The following is a 17,409-nucleotide window of genomic DNA, read 5'->3' on the forward strand; positions in this document are numbered from 1 at the left end:
CGCCGGGTCGCCGACAGGTATCCTCGCGCCGTGGCTGACGCAGAGTTCCGGTACTCCGACCTCCTTCCGACGCACGGCTCGAACGGCGCCGACGAGACGCCGTACCGCCTGGTCACCACCGAGGGCGTGAGCACCTTCGAGGTCCCCCAGGAGGACGGCACCAGCCGGACGTTCCTCAAGGTCGAGCCGGAGGCGATCCGTCGCCTGACGTACGAGGCGATCCACGACATCCAGCACTACCTGCGCCCGGGCCATCTCGCCCAGCTGCGCACGATCATCGACGACCCCGAGGCCTCGGGCAACGACCGCTTCGTCGCCCTCGACCTGCTCAAGAACGTCAACATCTCCGCCGGTGGCGTGCTGCCGATGTGCCAGGACACCGGCACCGCGATCGTGATGGGCAAGAAGGCCGAGGGCGTCCTCACCGGCGCCGACGACGCCGAGACGATCTCGCGCGGCGTCTACGACGCCTACACCAAGCTCAACCTGCGCTACTCGCAGCTCGCGCCGATCACCACGTACGAGGAGAAGCCGACCGGCAACAACCTCCCCGCCCAGATCGAGATCTACTCGACGCCCGAGACGTCCGGCAAGCCCGAGTACAAGTTCCTCTTCATGGCCAAGGGCGGCGGCTCGGCCAACAAGTCCTTCCTCTACCAGGAGACGAAGGCGATCCTGAACCCGAAGCGGATCCTGGAGTTCCTCGACGAGAAGCTCAAGAGCCTCGGCACAGCGGCCTGTCCTCCGTACCACCTGGCGATCGTGATCGGCGGCACCAGCGCGGAGTTCGCCCTCAAGACCGCCAAGTACGCCAGCGCGCACTACCTCGACGACCTGCCGACCTCGGGCGACCCGTCGGGCCACGGCTTCCGCGACGTGGAGCTGGAGGGGGAGGTCTTCAAGCTGACCCAGTCCTTCGGCATCGGCGCGCAGTTCGGCGGCAAGTACTTCTGCCACGACGTGCGCGTGGTGCGCCTGCCGCGTCACGGCGCCTCGTGCCCGGTCGCGATCGCGGTCTCCTGCTCCGCGGACCGCCAGGCGCTGGGCAAGATCACGGCCGAGGGTGTCTTCCTGGAGCAGCTCGAGACGGACCCGGCCCACTACATGCCCGACGCCGGCGTGGCCGAGGACATCGAGTCCGGCGAGGTCGTCTCGATCGACCTCAACCAGCCGATGGACTCGATCCTCGCCACCTTGTCCGAGCTGCCGGTGAAGACGCGCCTCTCGCTGACCGGGCCCCTGGTGGTCGCGCGCGACATCGCCCACGCCAAGATCAAGGAGCGCCTCGACGCCGGCGAGGAGATGCCGCAATACCTGAAGGACCACCCGGTCTACTACGCCGGCCCGGCCAAGACGCCGGACGGGATGGCCTCGGGCTCCTTCGGCCCGACCACGGCGGGCCGGATGGACTCCTACGTCGAGCAGTTCCAGGCCGCCGGCGGCTCCAAGGTGATGCTCGCGAAGGGGAATCGGTCGCGCGTCGTGACAGAGGCCTGCCACGCCCACGGCGGCTTCTACCTCGGCTCGATCGGCGGCCCCGCCGCGCGTCTCGCGCAGGACTGCATCAAGTCCGTCGAGGTCATCGAGTACGAGGAGCTCGGCATGGAGGCGGTCTGGAAGATCGAGGTCGAGGACTTCCCCGCGTTCATCGTGGTCGACGACAAGGGCAACGACTTCTTCCAGGACCCGAGCGGCACCGTCACGGTGCCGCTCAACGGGATCCGGGTCCGCTCCCGCGAGCGCTGACCGCGCCCAGGTTCCACCCAGGTAGGTCTCATCCGGCCGGCCGCCCGGCCGATGGTGGGATGTGAGCACTGTCGGCGCGCCCTCAGCGGGTCGTATCGGGCGCACGTACTCGGTCGCGCGCTGGCTCGGCCTGCTGCGCCTCGGCGGCGGGGCGGTGGCCACCTCGATCGGCGTCCTCGGGCTCATCGGATGGTGGGCCGACGTGCCCCTGCTCCGCAGCGGGGTGCCGGGGCATCCGCCGATCCTGCCCAACACGGCGGCCCTCTTCGTCCTCGCGGGCGGCTCGGTGCTGACCGTGCCCTCACGCCGCGCCCGGGCCTTGCCACAGGCGCTGGCCGTGCTGCTGACCGGTCTCGCGACGGTGATCGTGCTCGAGTGGGTGATCGACCGCCCGCTCGGGATCGACCGGCTCCTGCTCCCTGAGCCGGCGGCGAGCTTCCCGGGCGCGCACGTCGGTCGGGTCTCGATCCAGCTCGCGGTCGCCCTGCTGCTCTTCGGGGTGCTGCGGCTGACTACCGGGGTCTCCGGCGCCCGGGCCCGCCGCCTCGGCGACGCCGCCGCGATCGGCTTCGGCGTCATCGTGCTCGCCGTCGTGCTCGGGTACGCGTTCGGCGCCGGCGAGCTGACCCGTGGCCACTCGATGGCGGTCGTGTCCGTGCCGAGCGTGGCGGGACTCCTGGCCCTCGCGGCTCCCGCCGTGACCCTCAAGGCCGATCCCCGCCCGGTCCGGTGGCTGTTCGAGCGGAGCCTCGCCGGCAGCGCGGTGCGCCGGTTGCTGCCCGCCGCGGTCGTCGTGCCACCCGTGCTGGGCGTCCTGCGCCTCTACGGCGAGGAGGCGCAGTGGTACGGGACCCGGCTGGGGCTCGCGCTCTTCACGGGGTCGATGATCACCACGTTCGTGGGGCTCATCACCTACACCGCGGTCGTCATCGCCCGCACCGAGACCGAGACCCGGGCGGCCGCGGACCGGCTCGCCACCTTCCTCGACTCGATCCCCGATGCGACCGTCGTCATCGACGAGCACGGCATCATCCGCTACGCCAACGGCCAGGTCACCACCGTGCTGGGCTACGGGGTCGCCGAGCTCGTGGGACAGCAGGTGGAGGTCCTCGTGCCGGAGTCCGTCAAGCATCGGCACACCGGCCTGCGGGTGGGCTACAACCATCAGCGGCGCCCCATGGGTGGCCTCGACCTGACCGCCCGGCACCGCGAGGGCCACGAGATCCCGGTCGACATCAGCCTCGGCCCGGTGGGCACCGGTCCGGACACCTGGACGCTCGCGTCGGTCCGCGACGTCACCGAGCAGCGGGCGGCGCAGGATCAGCTGCGGGCCGCCGAGGAGCGCTACCGCCAGCTCGCCGAGCACGACCCGCTCACCGGCCTGTGGAACCGGCGGCGCTTCAGCGAGGAGCTGGAGGCGCACCTGGCGCTGTGCCGGCGCGGAGAGGCCTCCGGGGCTCTGCTCTCCCTCGACCTCGACCACTTCAAGACCGTCAACGACACGTACGGCCACCACATCGGTGACCGCCTCCTGACGAGCATCGCCGACGCCATGCGCCGCACGCTGCGGGCGAGCGACGGCGTCGCCCGTCAAGGGGGCGACGAGTTCCTGGTCCTGCTCCGCAGTGGTGACCAGCACGGCGCTGTACGGGCCGCAAACGCGCTCGTCGCGGCCGTGCGAGGCTCGACCGAGCTGCTCGCCGCGCAGGTCGGGCCGCAGGTGGCCGTCGTGACGGCATCGGTCGGCGTCGTCGCCTTCGACGAGCTCGCGGTCACGGAGCTGACCAGCGCAGCGGTGCTCATCCGTGCCGACCACGCGCTCTACGCGGCGAAGGCCTCGGGCCGCGACCGTGCCAGTGTCGCGGTGCCGGCGGGTGTGCCCTCGACCCGGATACTCGACTGATCGACTAGAGGTCCTCGATGCTCTCGCCCAGCCGGTGCCGGCCGGCGGGCTGCATCTCGTTGTCCCGCCGGTTCTCCGGCGGCGCCGCATCCGGCGCGCTGCCGTGGGTGTCCGCGCCCGTCACGGAGTCCTCGGGGCTGATGGGCGCCTCGGCCTGGGCGGGGTCGAGGTTCTGGACCTCGCTCACCTGTCCGCCGGCGTCGTACTCCTCGTCCGGCTCGGGCACCGGACGCTCCTCCTCGCCCGCGTAGTCCGGGTCGTCCGGGAACTCGCCCGGCGGCTCGGGCTCGATCGGGCGGTCGTCCTCGTCGGGGAACGGCTGCTGCTCTTCGCTCATGCGCACCCGGTAGCCCGACACCCGCACGGCCACACCTCGTACAGGCGCGCCGTGGCCTCAGCAGTGGCCGACGTAGAGCCAGTAGGTCTCGGGGCGCCCCTGGAGGTCGACGTCGTAGCTGATCGCCTCGGTGCGGAAGCGGCCGAAGACGGTGCCCATCGTCTCCTCGAGGTCGGTGGCCTCCGCGGCGCTCCACACGACCACCATGCCGCCCGGGCGGGTGGCGCGCCTCGCGTCCTCGAGCGCGGGCGCGCGGTAGAGACCGGCGTTGGCGTCGTGGACCAGGTAGCCGGGGCCGTTGTCGACGTCGAGCAGGATCAGGTCGTACTCCGACCGGGGCGCCTCGCGCAGCGCGACGGCGACATCCTCGACGTGCACCGTGACCCTGCTGTCCGCGAGAAGCGCCGGCCCGTGCTCGATCGTCCCGTCCCTCATCCACCCGACCAGCGCCGGCTCGATCTCCACCACGGCGACGTGCCGTACGCGCTCGTCGGCGAGCGTGGCCTGCAGCGTGAAGCCGAGCCCGAGTCCGCCGATCAGCACCGAGGCCGGGTCGGCGTGGAGGCCGAGCGCGCGGACGGCGAGTGCTACCTCGGTGGAGGTCTCGACGGTGTCCATCACGAAGACGCCGTTGGCGCGCAGCTCGATCGAGCCGTCCTCCCGCCGCCGCAGCACGAGCTGCCCCCGCTCCGACTCACTCGCCGCCACCTGCTCCATGAAGGTCATCCTCCCAGGGAGCGTCACTAGAACCTGTTCTATAGGGTGGCCTGCATGGACGACCTGGTCTTCTTCCGTCGTACGCCCGAGGGCTTCGAGCCGACGCCCATCGCGGCCGGGCTCTGGTCGCCGGACACGATCCACGGCGTCGCCGCCAGCGGACTGCTGGCCAAGGCGATGGAGGAGGAGCTCGGCGATGACGCCCTGATCCCGGCGCGGTACCACGTCGATCTGTTCCGCCCGGCGCGGATGGTGTCGACGCGCGTCCGGGTCACGACCGTACGGAGCGGGTCGCGACTCGCGCTCCTGGACGCCGAGCTCGTCCAGGGCTCACCGGACGGCCAGGAGGTGGTCTGCTCGCGGGCGGCGGCGACCTTCCTGCGTCCGACCGATGCCACGGCCGGCGCGGTGTGGGGCAGTCACGACCGCGGCACTCCCCCGCCGCTGGAGTTCGCGCCCGAGACCGACGAGCCCCACGTGCCGTGGTTCCGCAGCAAGAAGGGCTGGTCGCAGACCTTCAGCGACCACCAGAACGCGGGCCGGCACGCCACCTGGCAGACCGCGCTGCCGACGGTGGCGGGCGAGAGGATGACGCCCTTCCAGGCGGTCGCCTCGATCGCGGACGCGACCAGCATGGTGACCCACTGGGGCGCCGGCGGGATCGAGTACATCAACACCGACATCAGCCTCGCCCTGGCGCGGCTCCCGCAGGGCGTGCAGGTCGGGCTGCGCACACTCGACCACGTCTCCGCCGACGGCGTCGCCGTCGGCACCGCCGAGGTCTTCGACCGGGCCGGCACGATCGGCACCGCCACCGTCACAGCGCTGGCCAACACCCGTCGTACGGTCGATCTCTCGCACGAGGGCGTGGACCCGACCACGCGGGCGTGACCGTCGCCACCCGGTCCGCACGCGGCCCGGACCATGCCTGACGCGGGCATAAGACGGGTACGTTCGACGCTATGGCAGACGTGAGCGAGCAGAGCAGCAAGTTCCGGACCGAGCACGACAGCATGGGGGAGGTCCAGGTGCCCGCCGACGCCCTCTGGGCGGCGCAGACCCAGCGCGCGGTGGAGAACTTCCCGATCTCGGGCACCCCGATCGAGCCGGCGCTGATCCATGCCATCGGGCACGTGAAGGCTGCTGCCGCCGTCGTCAACGGCGAGCTGGGCGTGCTCACCGAGGAGCAGGCCGCCGCCATCGCGGGTGCCGCGTCGCTGGTGGCCGAGGGCCGTCACGACGACGCGTTCCCCATCGACGTCTTCCAGACCGGCTCGGGCACCTCGTCGAACATGAACGCCAACGAGGTGATCGCGAGCCTCGTCGCCCGGGCCGGCGGCACCGTGCACCCCAACGATCACGTCAACGCCTCGCAGTCCTCCAACGACACCTTCCCGACCGCGATCCACGTCGCCGCGTCGCTGGCGGTGACCCAGGAGCTCCTGCCGGCCGTCGACCGGCTGACCAGCGCGTTCGACGCCAAGGCGGTCGAGTTCGCCGGCCTGGTCAAGGCCGGCCGCACGCATCTGATGGACGCCACGCCCGTCACTCTCGGCCAGGAGTTCGGCGGGTACGCGGCCACGCTGGGCTACGCCGCCGAGCGACTCACGTCGGTCCTCCCCCGCGTCCGCGAGCTGCCGCTGGGCGGCACCGCTGTCGGCACCGGGATCAACACCCCGGCCGGCTTCCCGCAGGCGGTCATCGCCGAGCTGTCGCGGCGTACCGGCGAGCCGTTCACCGAGGCCCGCAACCACTTCGAGGCCCAGGGCACCCGCGACTCGCTCGTCGAGCTCTCCGGCGTGCTCAAGACGATCGCCGTCGGGCTGATCAAGATCAACAACGACCTGCGCTGGATGTCCTCGGGCCCGACCGCCGGCCTGGCCGAGATCCACCTGCCCGACCTCCAGCCGGGCTCCTCGATCATGCCCGGCAAGGTGAACCCGGTCCTGCCGGAGGCGACCCTGATGGTGGCCTTCCAGGTGATCGGCAACGACGCCGCCGTGGCGATCGCGGGGGCCTCCGGCTCCTTCGAGCTCAACGTCGCGATGCCCGTGATCGCCCGCAACCTGCTCGAGTCCATCCGGCTGCTGTCCACCTCGATGACCGTGCTCGCCGAGCGCACCGTCGACGGCATCGCCCCCAACGTCGAGCGGATGCGCGCGTACGCGGAGTCGTCACCCTCGATCGTGACGCCGCTGAACAAGTACGTCGGCTACGAGGCCGCCGCCAAGATCGCCAAGCAGGCGCTCGCCGACGGTGCGACGATCCGCGAGACGGTGCTGCGGCTCGGCTACGTCGACCGCGGGGAGCTCACCGTGGAGCAGCTCGACGCAGCGCTCGACGTGGAGTCGATGACCCACCCCTGACGTCGAGAGGTCACTTTCTGCGGGTCGAGAGGTCACATCTCGCGGGTCGAGAGGTCAGTTAGCGCTGGTCGCGGCGGTCACAACGCCGGCGGTGCCGTCGCGCTCGATGCTAGGGGTGGCGCGCGGCTTCCGGGCGACGCTCGCCAGCGCGGTCGTGACCAGCTTCGTCCGCTCTGCGTAGCGCGACAAATGACCTCTGGAGCCACGAGAAGTGACCACTGGAGCCACGAGAAGTGACCCCTCGAGCCACCGGAGGTGACCCCTCGAGCCACGAGAAGTGACCTCTCGACGTGTCGGTCAGTACCAGCCGTTGGACTCGGAGTGACCCCAGGCGCCACAGGGGCTGCCGTAGCGGTCCTGGATGTAGCCCAGGCCCCACTTGATCTGGGTCTCGGCGTCGTCCTGCCAGTTCGGCCCGGCCGAGGACATCTTCGAGCCGGGCAGGGCCTGCGGGATGCCGTACGCGCTCGACGACGGGTTGGCGGCGTGGACGTTCCAGCCGGACTCGCGGTTCCAGAGGTTGACCAGGCAGCCGAACTGGTCGCCGCTCCATCCGAACGAGCCGAGCAGCGCCGAGGCGATCGCCTTCGGGTCGCCGCTGGAGCCGAGATCCTCGGTCTGCACGACCGCACGGGCAGCGGTGCCGGCAGGGAGGCCGAGCGCGGCCTTCTTCGCCGGGTCGACCGCGTCACGGCTCTCCGAGCGTGACACCGTCTCGCCCGCGCGTCGCGCCAGCGCGTCAGCGGTGTCGGCATCGGTCGAGGCGGCCGGGGCAGTCGGCGTGCTGATCGCCGCGACCGGGTTGGTCAGGTCCTCGGCCATCGTCACCGCAGCCGGACCGCCAGTCAGCGCGAGTCCGCCGCCGACGACCACCCCGGTGCCGGTGACGGCGAACGCGGAGAGGACCAGGGTCTTCTTGAGCGCCTTCTTCGGGGCTTCGACGAGGGGCCGCTCGACAACCCCCCGATGCTTCGGGGTGTACGCGGCGTGCTTCGACAAGGTCTCGGTCTCTGGGTCGGGGCCAGGGCTCAGGCGCCGTCTCGGGGGAAGGTACGGCTCGAGCCACCCTGCATGACACCTCGGGAGGATGCAAACCGAACCGCCCGTTTGGGACCCGAAGTCAGGACCCCTGACGCCACTGTGTTCACAGCAGCATCAGGGGTCCCAGGGTCAACAGGGTTGGATCAGAGCACGACGTTCTCCAGCATCTCGGTGACCAGCGCCGCGATCGGCGAGCGCTCCGAGCGGGTCAGAGTGACGTGCGCGAAGAGCGGGTGGCCCTTGAGCTTCTCGACCACCGCGACCACGCCGTCGTGGCGACCGACCCGCAGGTTGTCCCGCTGGGCGATGTCGTGGGTGAGCACGACCTTGGAGTTGGCGCCGATCCGGGACAGCACCGTGAGGAGCACGTTGCGCTCCAGCGACTGGGCCTCGTCGACGATCACGTAGGAGTCGTGCAGGGAGCGGCCACGGATGTGGGTCAGCGGCAGCACCTCGAGCATCCCGCGGTCGAGGATCTCGTCGATGACGTCCTGCGACGTCACCGCGCCGAGCGTGTCGAAGACCGCCTGGCCCCAGGGACCCATCTTCTCCGCCTCGGTGCCGGGCAGGTAGCCGAGCTCCTGGCCGCCGACCGCGAAGAGCGGACGGAAGATGACGACCTTCTTGTGCTGGCCCCGCTCCATCACGGCCTCGAGGCCGGCACACAGCGCGAGCGCCGACTTGCCGGTGCCGGCGCGACCGCCCAGGGAGACGATGCCGACCTCGGGGTCGAGCAGCATCTCGAGGGCGATCCGCTGCTCTGCGGAGCGGCCGTGCAGGCCGAACGCCTCGCGGTCGCCGCGGACCAGGTGGATCTGCTTGTCGGGTCCGACCCGGCCGAGCGCGGTGCCGCGGTCGGAGAGCAGGACGAGGCCGGTGTGGCACGGGAACTCGCGGGCGGCCACGTGGTCGAGCACGCCGTCGTCGTACAGCTCGTCGAGGTCGGCGGCGGTGACGTCGAGCTCGGCCATGCCCGAGTAGCCCGGGTCTGAGTCGGAGATCGCCTCGCCGCGGTACTCCTCCGCGTTGAGACCGACAGCCGAGGCCTTGATCCGCATCGGCAGGTCCTTGGAGACCACCGTGACGTGGAAGCCCTCGGTCGAGAGGTTGTAGGCCACGGCGAGGATGCGGGTGTCGTTGTCGCCCAGCCGGAAGCCGGAGGGCAGCGTCGAGGAGTCGGTGTGGTTGAGCTCCACCCGCAGCGTGCCGCCCACGTCGCCGATGGGGACGGGCTGGTCGAGGTTGCCGTGCGCGACGCGCAGCTCATCGAGCGAGCGCAGGGCCGTCCGGGCGAAGTAGCCCAGCTCCGGGTGATGGCGCTTGGCCTCCAGCTCGGTGATCACGACGACGGGCAGGACCACCTCGTGCTCCGCGAACCGCTTGAGCGCTCCCGGATCCGAGAGCAGCACGCTCGTGTCGAGGACGAACGTCTTGATGGTGGCCTTGGTGGCGGTCTGGTCGGGCACGGCGCTTACCCCTTACAACCCAGACGCGCACTCGTCGTCCCGGTCTACTCGGTGTCGCAGACGGACCGGGTCACCCGAAGACCGGAGTGCCGGCCTCCTCCACCGCGGCACGTCATGTGCCGGGTGATGCAGTCGTGAATGCTCACGAGCGGGCCTCCTGGTGCGACGGGCTTCCCCACCCGTCGTTGATTCGAAGGTACGACCGGTACCCACGCGATCGCGGCAACACGCCGCCGTGGAAATGTGAACAGTCTGCTACGCGGAGTAACAGCAGCCCCAGGAGTGACTCAGCGCCCCATCCGGCGCTCGCGCTGGGAGTACGCGCGCAGCGCACGAAGGAAGTCGACACGGCGGAACTCGGGCCAGTACGCCTCGCAGAAGTAGAACTCCGACTTGGCCGACTGCCACAACAGGAACCCGCCGAGGCGCTGCTCGCCGCTCGTACGGATGACGAGGTCGGGGTCGGGCTGCCCGGCGGTGTAGAGGTGATCGGCGATGTGCTCGACGTCGATGATCTGAGCGAGCTCCTCGAGCGAGGTGCCCTTGACTGCGTGCTCCTGGAGCAGGCTGCGGACGGCGTCGGCGATCTCGCGGCGCCCGCCGTACCCGACGGCGACGTTGACCAGCATCCCCTCGACGTCACGGGTCGCCGCCGCGGCAGCACGCAGGCGTTCGGCCACCGGGGCCGGGAGCAGATCGAGCGCCCCGACCGGATGGATCCGCCAGCGCCGCTGATCGGCGAGCGAGTCGACCGCCTCGGTGATGATCTGGAGCAGCGGCTCGAGCTCGGCCGGGGGCCGGTTGAGGTTGTCGGTCGACAGCAGCCACAGCGTGACCACCTCGACGCCGACCTCCTCGCACCAGGTCAGCAGCGGCTCGATGTTGGCGGCGCCGGCGCGGTGCCCGTGGGCGGTGTCGCGACCGACGGCCTTGGCCCAGCGGCGGTTGCCGTCGAGCATTACGCCGATGTGCTGGGGCAGCTTCTCGTTGGCGAGCTTGCTCTGCAGCCTCGCCTCGTACGCCGGGTAGACGACCCGCCGCACCCCGTCCTTCCAGTCAGCCACCCGTAGAGGCTATCGGTCCGGACCGCTCGGTGGTTGTCTGCGGCTTGCTACGGGCGGGTACCGTCTCCCTATGAACGACACTCCCGACACTGCGCGCGCCGGCCTTGGAAATATCGCCGACTCCCTGTCGGAGTCGATCTCTGAGAAGGTCGCCGAGATCAAGCCGAAGCTGCGGGGCTGGCTCCACCTGGCCACCGCTCCGCTCGTGCTGGCCGCCGGCGTCGTGCTGATCGCGCTCTCGCCCACCGAGCGGGCCGCCATCGGCGCGACCGTCTACACGGCGGCAGCGCTGCTGCTCTTCACCGTCTCGGCGGTCTACCACCGCGGCAACGGCTACTGGTCGCCGCGTACGTACAACCTGCTCAAGCGCTGGGACCACGCCAACATCATGGTGATGATCGCCGGCTCGTACACACCGTTCGCGCTGCTGCTCCTCCACGGCAAGGCCCAGTGGATCCTGCTCTCGGTGGTCTGGACGGGTGCGATCGGTGGCGTGTTCTTCCGGATCTTCTGGACCGATGCGCCGCGCTGGCTCTACGTGCCGCTCTACATCGCGCTCGGCTGGGCGGCGATCTTCTTCATCCCGGGCTTCTTCCACGGCGCTGAGGCGCTGGGCGTCGGCGTCGGCATCGCGATCTTCACGCTGATCTGCGTCGGCGGTGCTCTCTACACCTTCGGTGGGGTCGTCTACGGCTTCAAGCGGCCCAACCCGTGGCCGCAGACCTTCGGCTTCCACGAGGTCTTCCACGCGTTCACGATCCTCGCGTTCGCGGCGCACTACACGGGCGTCTCGCTGGCCACGTACTCCCTGCGCTGAGGCGCGGCGGACGCCGAGGACGCCTCTCGGCGGGTCCGGCGGCCGGGGAGACCCAGCCCGAGCGCGACCCCGGCGGCGACCACGGCGCTCCCCAGCCAGACCAGGGGTCCGGGCATCGCACTGCCGAGCGCCACGCCGATCACCGAGGCCGACACCGGCACGACGCCCGTGAAGAGTCCGGCGACGCCGGCACCGAGTCGGCCGACGGCGGTGTACCACATCAGGAACGCCAGTACCGTGACCACGATCGCCAGGTAGAGAGCGGCGACCAGGTCCTGGGGTCGTAGGTGGAGCGCCGCGGCGGGACCGTCGGAGGCGACCCCGATCACGGCCAGGGCGAGGGTCGCCATCCAGACCGAGTGGAGAGAGACGCCGTACGCCCCGAGGCGACCCAGCACGGGCACGGCGAACAGGGTGAAGCCGGCCTCACAGGCCAGGACCAGGAGTGCCCAGCCGACGCCAGCCGCGTCGGTGCGGCCCGCACCCTCGACGAGCACCGCCCCGATCGTCACCACGGCAGCGCCGACCAGGAGTCCCGGAGCAGGGCGGCTGCGCGTGGCGAGACACGGGACGAGCGCCAGCAGGACAGGGACGGCAGCGACCGCCACCCCGATGACCGCCGGCTCGGCGTGGGCCGAGGCGCGCACCACGCCCACGTTGAACAGCACCAGCCCCGACGCCGCCACCGCCCCGAGCCAGAGCCACTCGGTGCCGCGCGGGCGTGGGATCCGCCGGCCGGAGATGCGGACGACCGCGGCCAGGAGGACGGTCGCGACGGCGTAGCGGAACGCCTGGAGGGTGAACACCGGCGCATCGACGATCGTGCCGGAGACCGCGACGAGACTCCCGACGCAGCACATCCCGGCGGCGGCCAGACCAGCGCCGAGGGCGGTTCCCCGCGGGCCATGCGGGTCGGTGGTGGCGTCGGGGCGGCGGTCGGTGATGGTCATGACGTCGACCCTCCCGCACACTTGGACCAGAGCACAGAGCCAAGATCGCGACAATAGGGAGGTCCAAGTGGCGGGAGCAGACTTCCTGCAGCTCGACGCCTCGAGTGCCCCGGCAGGGGGCCTGGCCACCTGGCTGAGCGCCGCCCTACGCGACGCGATCGCCGACGGGCGGCTCGAGGTCGAGGCTCGGCTGCCCGCGACCCGGGTGCTCGCGGCCCAGCTCGAGGTCTCCCGAGGCGCGGTCGTCGAGGCGTATCAACGACTCACCGATGAGGGGCTGCTCAGCGGGCGGCGCGGGGGTGGCACCGTCGTGCGCGCACGACCCGGTCCCGTTCCCACGCCCGTGCCTGTCGCGGCCAGCAGGCCGGACGCGATCGCGGACCTCTCCCCCGGGGTCCCCGACCTGTCGGCGTTCCCGCGGGCGGCATGGGGCCGGGCGGAGCGCTCGGCGCTGGCGGCCGCGACCTCGGCCGACCTCGGGTACGGCGACCCGCGCGGGGTCCCGGCGCTGCGGACCGCGCTCGCTGCGTGGCTGGCGAGGACCCGTGGCATCCGGGCGGATCCCGACGACATCCTCATCGTCAACGGCGTCGCCCAGGGACTGGTCCTCATCGCCCGCCTGCTGACCGACCGCGGCATCGACACGGTCGGCTTCGAGGACCCCGGATCGGCCGGCGCTCGCGGGCATCTTCAGCGCTGGGGCCTCGACCCCGAGCCGGTGCCCGTCGACGGCGAGGGGCTCGACGTCGACCGGCTGGTCGCGAAAGGCCTCGACGCCGTCGTCCTCACGCCTGCGCATCAGTTCCCCACCGGGGTCGTCCTCAGCGCCGAGCGGCGCCGAGCGCTCGCCGACTGGGCCCATGGCGGCCCCGGGGCGCTCGGGGGCGTGGGCCGGCTGGTGATCGAGGACGACTACGACGCCGAGCACCGCTACGACCGCCCGCCGGTCGCCGCGCTGAAGGCGCTGATGCCCGAACGGGTCATCCACCTCGGCAGCGTGTCGAAGACCCTCGCGCCGGCCATCCGGCTGGGCTGGCTCCTGGCTCCGCGAGCGATCCACGACGAGCTGGTCGACGCTCGCTACTGGCTCGACCTGGCGAGCCCCGCGCTGCCGCAGCTGACCCTGGCCGAGCTGCTGCGGTCGGGCGCGGTGGAGCGGCATCTGCGGCTCGTACGCCACCGCCATCGCCACCGCCGCGACGCACTCGTCGCGGCGTTGGCCCGCCACGTGCCGCAAGGGCGGGTGCACGGGGTCGCCGCCGGCCTCCACCTGCTGGTGACGCTCCCGGGCGAGGTCGACGACATCGCCCTCGCCGAGCGCGCCCGCGAGGCCGGCGTCGTCGTCCACCCGCTCTCACAGCATCGACAGGGCGACGGGCCGCCGGGCCTGGTGATCGGCTACGCCGCGACCCCGCCCGATCGGCTCCGGGATGCCGTCGCCCGGTTGGGACGGGTCATCCACTGAGCCGGGCGGCCGGGCTCACAGCTGCGCCGAGTCGGTGACCGGGCGCTCGCAGACGAAGCCGCGACAGACGTACGCGGCCGGCCGGCCGTCGACCGCCGTGCGGCCGTCGAGGAGCGGGATGCCCTCCACCGGGCCGTCGGCGGCGATAACGATCGCGCCCGGACGCCTGCGGGCGGCTGCCGCAAGAGCGTCGCGGGCGGTGCCGGCGGGCCCGACCACGGCGATCTCCTCGGGCCCGTCCGCCATGGTGGTGGCCGCGGCGAGCGACCAGCCCGCGAAGCGCGGCGCCTGGGCAGCGAGCGGCGCCACGGTGGCGAGGGCCTCCTCGGCGGCCTGCCGGTAGCGGCCCTCGCCGGTGAGCGCGTGCGCGGCGACGAGGGCGTGGATGATCGCGCTGGTGCCGGAGGGCGAGGCGTTGTCGCCAGGGTCGCGCGGGCGTGTCACAAGGGTCTCGGCGTCGGCGGCCGTGTCGAAGAAGCCGCCATCGTCGGCGCGGAAGCGCGTCAGGGCGTCGTCGAGCAGTCCCGTCGCGGAGCGGAGCCAGCGCGGATCCGCGGTCGCCTGCGCGAGGGCGAGGAAGCCGCTCGCGACGCAGCCCAGATCCTCGAGCACGGCGGCGTGGCGCCCGGCGACGCCGTCGCGGCTGACCCGCAGGAGGCGGCCGCGGTCGTCGCGGTGGAGGGTGTCGATCAGCTCACCGACCCTGATCGCGGCCCCGAGGTAGCGCGGCTCGTCGAGGACCAGCGCCGCGTCGACGAGCCCGGTGACGGCCAGGCCGTTCCACGCGGCGACGACCTTGTCGTCGCGGGCGGGGCGCGGGCGCTGCTCGCGTACGTCAAGCAGGCGGGCACGGACCTCGGCGAGGCGGCGCTGCTGGTCGGGGTCCGTCGGCGCGTGGCGCAGCTGCAGGGTGGAGGCGCCGTGCTCGAAGGTGCCGGCCTCGGTGACGCTGAAGGTCTCGGCCGCCCAGGCGCCGCGTTCGACGCCGAGCGCGTCGGTGAGCTGGGCCGGGGTCCAGGCGTAGAAGGCGCCCTCGACGTGCCTGCCGGTCCCGTCGTCGGAGTCGGCGTCCAGGGCGGAGGCGAGCCCGCCCTCGGCGGTGACCAGCTCGCGGAGCATGAAGTCCGCCGTCTCGCGCGCGATCCGCTCGCCCAGCGTCCCGCCGACACGGGCGTAGAGGCCGAGCAGCTGGGCGTTGTCGTAGAGCATCTTCTCGAAGTGCGGCACCACCCAGCCGCGGTCGACGCTGTAACGGGCGAACCCGCCGCCGAGCTGGTCGTACATCCCACCACCGGCCATCGCGGCCAGCGTCCGGTGCAGCATGTGTCGCGCCTTGTCGGAACCCTCCCTCCGGAGGAACTCCAGCACCATCGACGGCGGGAACTTCGGCGCTCCGCCGTACCCGCCGGTCATCGCGTCGAACTCCCCCGCCAGCGTCTCGACCGCCGCTGCGGGGTCGATCTCGCCGCGACCGCCGTCGCGCTCCAGGGCCAGGTGTGCCCGGACGTTCTCCGCGACGCTCGCAATCTCCTCGCGCCGGTCGGTCCACGCCTCGGAGAGGGCCTGGAGGATCTGGGTGAAGGCCGGCTGCCCGTGCCGTGGCTGGTCCGGGAAGTAGGTCCCGGCGAAGAACGGGTTGCCGTCATGGTCGAGCACGCACGTCATCGGCCACCCGCCGTGCCCGGTCATCGCGGTGGTCGCGGCCATGTAGACCGCGTCCACGTCCGGCCGCTCCTCGCGGTCGACCTTGATGTTGACGAACTGCTCGTTCATGTACGCCGCGGTCGACGTGTCCTCGAACGACTCGTGCGCCATCACGTGGCACCAGTGGCAGGCGGCGTATCCGACGGCCAACAAGACCGGCACGTCGCGCCGCTTTGCCTCGTCGAAGGCGGCCGGTTCCCACTCCCACCAATTCACAGGCTGACCTGCATGTTGTTGCAGATACGGGCTCGTCGAGTCGGCCAGTCGGTTGGGCATCGTGGGGCTCCTGATCCGGTGATCCTTGTGCTCGGCGAGGCCGAGTGATACGAATTATTGATACGAAATTTCGTTTCAGCGGTCGCAAAGACTGCGAAACGAGCGCGTACCGAGACCTCGCCACCACCCTACGAGGGAGGCACCGATGGCGACCCGCAAGAAGTCCAGCCTGTTGGCGCAGGGCAAGCAACGGCGCGAGGGCGGGACCGGCTGGCCATGGCGCGTGCGGCTCTATGGCCCTCGGCCCGGCAGGTCCGGCTACCAGGTGAAGTTCAAGGTGCCCGCCGGCGACGGGGAGCCCTGGACACCGGTCCTACGGCGTGCCGCCACCGAGGAGGAGGCGCGCAAGATCTTCGCCCAAGCCGAGTGGGCACTCGACACCGAGTCGGATGCGCCGGTCGGGGCGGACGTACGGGCTTCACGGACGATCAAGGCACTCTCCGAGGCCTTCTTGAAGGACAGCAAGGATCGCGGCAAGGCGCCACGCACGATGGAAGCCCGTGAGTCGCGAGCCAGGGCACACATCGTGCCGACCATCGGGGACGTGGTCGTGGCGAAATGGCGCGTCGAGCACAGCCGTCAAGTGATGGAGCAAGGCGGGCGGACGATCTTCTCCGACCGCGGCCGCGAGGACTTGCGCACTCAGATGGCCGCGATGCGCAAGCTCGCCTGGCGACTCGGCTGGCTCGACCGTTCGATCGATCCGCTCGACGGGCTGGAGCTGGGGAAGGCGACCGTGCTGCAGGGTGCGACCGAGCACTACGTCGACCCTCGGCTGCGCCCGGAGAAGCGGCAGGTCAACGCAGTGGCTCACGCCGCCGACGTGCTGTGCGGACCGGACGGGAGCGATCCGCTGCTGACGCGACACCCCATGCTCGGGACCAAGATCCGCGTCGCAGCCTTCGGCGGCCTGCGACTCGGCGAGCAGAACGGGCTGCGCGCCGTCGACGTCTTCTTCGAGCGCGGGTACGTCCAGGTGAACGGCTCCTGGATCACCCCACGCGGCGCGCCCGGCTTCCGCGGCCCGGTGAAGAACCACGTCATCCACGAGGTCCCCCTCCCCCAGTCGCTGCTGCGCAACGAGCTGATGCCTCGCGTCGCGGTGTTGTTAGGGATCCCCGCCGACTCTCCGCTGCAGCGGGTGATCAACGCCCAGGAGGAGGAGCGGCAACGCCGAGTCAACCTCGCCCGCCGCTCCGGCGATCGGACACTGACGTGGTGGAACTACCCGATCCCGCCGCTCGAGGAACACTGGATCTTCGAGGACACCGTCACCGGTCTGCCGATGCGCCCCGAGATGCACAACGACCGCTGGCACCGCATCCGCCGGTGGGTCGACGAGAACGACCCCGAGAACGCCTGGCCCCGCACGATCGTCTACCGAAACCTCCGCCACCACGCGGCAACGCGGTGGTTCCACGAGGAGCTCGGCGAACCCTGGGAGGTCGTCGCTCAGTACCTCGGCGACAAGCTCACCACCGTCCTCAACCACTACGTCCGCGCCGGCGAAGACGCCCTCCGCGACTCGGTCTCCAAGTTGGCGCTGCATTGACCACC

14 protein-coding genes are annotated in these 17,409 nt (G+C 71.4%); 7 read left to right on the plus strand and 7 right to left on the minus strand.

Going from position 1 to position 17,409, the window contains the following annotated elements:
- Positions 1-30 precede the first annotated feature (30 nt).
- Entirely contained in the window at positions 31-1,746 is a 1,716-nt protein-coding gene (locus KSO98_RS08610; protein ID WP_225284863.1) for a fumarate hydratase, read from the plus strand.
- Between the two features lie 61 nt (positions 1,747-1,807).
- A complete protein-coding gene (locus tag KSO98_RS18840; protein WP_225284864.1) occupies positions 1,808-3,649 on the plus strand; it encodes a sensor domain-containing diguanylate cyclase in 1,842 nt (613 codons plus the stop codon).
- Between the two features lie 4 nt (positions 3,650-3,653).
- On the opposite strand, the gene KSO98_RS08620 is transcribed toward KSO98_RS18840, so the two are convergent.
- Together KSO98_RS08620 and KSO98_RS08625 are read right to left on the minus strand one after the other, a co-directional pair.
- Positions 3,654-3,986 (minus strand): hypothetical protein, encoded by a 333-nt coding sequence (locus tag KSO98_RS08620; RefSeq protein WP_225284865.1) that lies wholly within the window; start codon positions 3,984-3,986, stop codon positions 3,654-3,656.
- 57 nt (positions 3,987-4,043) lie between these two features.
- Entirely contained in the window at positions 4,044-4,703 is a 660-nt protein-coding gene (locus KSO98_RS08625) for a spermidine synthase (RefSeq protein WP_225284867.1), read from the minus strand.
- A 54-nt stretch (positions 4,704-4,757) separates the two neighbouring features.
- On the opposite strand from KSO98_RS08625, the gene KSO98_RS08630 reads away from it, so the two are divergent.
- Together KSO98_RS08630 and KSO98_RS08635 are read left to right on the plus strand one after the other, a co-directional pair.
- Positions 4,758-5,594 (plus strand): thioesterase family protein, encoded by an 837-nt coding sequence (locus KSO98_RS08630; protein ID WP_225284869.1) that lies wholly within the window; start codon positions 4,758-4,760, stop codon positions 5,592-5,594.
- Positions 5,595-5,665: 71 nt separating this feature from the next.
- Positions 5,666-7,069, plus strand: a complete 1,404-nt coding sequence (locus KSO98_RS08635) for a class II fumarate hydratase (RefSeq protein WP_225284871.1) — start codon at positions 5,666-5,668, stop codon at positions 7,067-7,069.
- A gap of 297 nt (positions 7,070-7,366) precedes the next feature.
- On the opposite strand, the gene KSO98_RS08640 is transcribed toward KSO98_RS08635, so the two are convergent.
- The 3 genes from KSO98_RS08640 to KSO98_RS08650 all read right to left on the minus strand — a co-directional run bounded on the left by KSO98_RS08640 (position 7,367) and on the right by KSO98_RS08650 (position 10,640).
- Positions 7,367-8,068, minus strand: coding sequence for an aggregation-promoting factor C-terminal-like domain-containing protein (locus tag KSO98_RS08640; RefSeq protein ID WP_225284873.1), 702 nt, complete (start codon positions 8,066-8,068; stop codon positions 7,367-7,369).
- 185 nt (positions 8,069-8,253) lie between these two features.
- Complete coding sequence (gene phoH2, locus KSO98_RS08645; RefSeq protein WP_225284876.1) at positions 8,254-9,576, minus strand: RNA 5'-3' helicase PhoH2; 1,323 nt, start codon at positions 9,574-9,576, stop codon at positions 8,254-8,256.
- A 287-nt stretch (positions 9,577-9,863) separates the two neighbouring features.
- Positions 9,864-10,640 carry an isoprenyl transferase gene (locus KSO98_RS08650; RefSeq protein ID WP_225284877.1) on the minus strand — a complete coding sequence of 259 codons (777 nt, stop codon included), beginning with the start codon at positions 10,638-10,640 and terminating at the stop codon, positions 9,864-9,866.
- A gap of 70 nt (positions 10,641-10,710) precedes the next feature.
- On the opposite strand from KSO98_RS08650, the gene trhA reads away from it, so the two are divergent.
- Entirely contained in the window at positions 10,711-11,457 is a 747-nt protein-coding gene (gene trhA / locus KSO98_RS08655) for a PAQR family membrane homeostasis protein TrhA (protein WP_225284878.1), read from the plus strand.
- On the opposite strand, the gene KSO98_RS08660 is transcribed toward trhA, so the two are convergent.
- Positions 11,418-12,407, minus strand: a complete 990-nt coding sequence (locus tag KSO98_RS08660; RefSeq protein WP_225284879.1) for a DMT family transporter — start codon at positions 12,405-12,407, stop codon at positions 11,418-11,420. The two genes, trhA and KSO98_RS08660, sit on opposite strands and share 40 nt — an antisense overlap.
- Before the next feature lie 67 nt (positions 12,408-12,474).
- On the opposite strand from KSO98_RS08660, the gene pdxR reads away from it, so the two are divergent.
- The gene (pdxR, locus tag KSO98_RS08665; protein ID WP_225284882.1) at positions 12,475-13,872 is read left to right on the plus strand and encodes a MocR-like pyridoxine biosynthesis transcription factor PdxR; all 1,398 of its coding nucleotides are present in this window, start codon (positions 12,475-12,477) and stop codon (positions 13,870-13,872) included.
- A gap of 15 nt (positions 13,873-13,887) precedes the next feature.
- Here the strand turns inward: pdxR and KSO98_RS08670 are convergent, their stop codons facing one another.
- Positions 13,888-15,852 (minus strand): thioredoxin domain-containing protein, encoded by a 1,965-nt coding sequence (locus KSO98_RS08670; protein WP_225284884.1) that lies wholly within the window; start codon positions 15,850-15,852, stop codon positions 13,888-13,890.
- Between the two features lie 145 nt (positions 15,853-15,997).
- Between KSO98_RS08670 and KSO98_RS08675 the strand changes: the two genes are divergently transcribed.
- Positions 15,998-17,404, plus strand: a complete 1,407-nt coding sequence (locus tag KSO98_RS08675) for a site-specific integrase (protein WP_225284885.1) — start codon at positions 15,998-16,000, stop codon at positions 17,402-17,404.
- The last annotated feature ends 5 nt before the right edge of the window (positions 17,405-17,409 follow it).

This window comes from Nocardioides nematodiphilus (assembly GCF_020216525.1).
Taxonomy (GTDB): Bacteria; Actinomycetota; Actinomycetes; order Propionibacteriales; family Nocardioidaceae; genus Nocardioides; species Nocardioides nematodiphilus.

Excerpts from the sequence above, each read along its gene's own strand:
- KSO98_RS08675 (WP_225284885.1), top strand. The coding sequence starts at position 15,998 with ATGGCGACCCGCAAGAAGTCCAGCCTGTTGGCGCAGGGCAAGCAACGG.
- KSO98_RS08670 (WP_225284884.1), bottom strand. The coding sequence starts at position 15,852 with ATGCCCAACCGACTGGCCGACTCGACGAGCCCGTATCTGCAACAACAT.
- KSO98_RS08635 (WP_225284871.1), top strand. The coding sequence starts at position 5,666 with ATGGCAGACGTGAGCGAGCAGAGCAGCAAGTTCCGGACCGAGCACGAC.
- KSO98_RS08630 (WP_225284869.1), top strand. The coding sequence starts at position 4,758 with ATGGACGACCTGGTCTTCTTCCGTCGTACGCCCGAGGGCTTCGAGCCG.
- KSO98_RS08620 (WP_225284865.1), bottom strand. The coding sequence starts at position 3,986 with ATGAGCGAAGAGCAGCAGCCGTTCCCCGACGAGGACGACCGCCCGATC.
- KSO98_RS08625 (WP_225284867.1), bottom strand. The coding sequence starts at position 4,703 with ATGGAGCAGGTGGCGGCGAGTGAGTCGGAGCGGGGGCAGCTCGTGCTG.
- KSO98_RS08660 (WP_225284879.1), bottom strand. The coding sequence starts at position 12,407 with ATGACCATCACCGACCGCCGCCCCGACGCCACCACCGACCCGCATGGC.
- trhA (WP_225284878.1), top strand. The coding sequence starts at position 10,711 with ATGAACGACACTCCCGACACTGCGCGCGCCGGCCTTGGAAATATCGCC.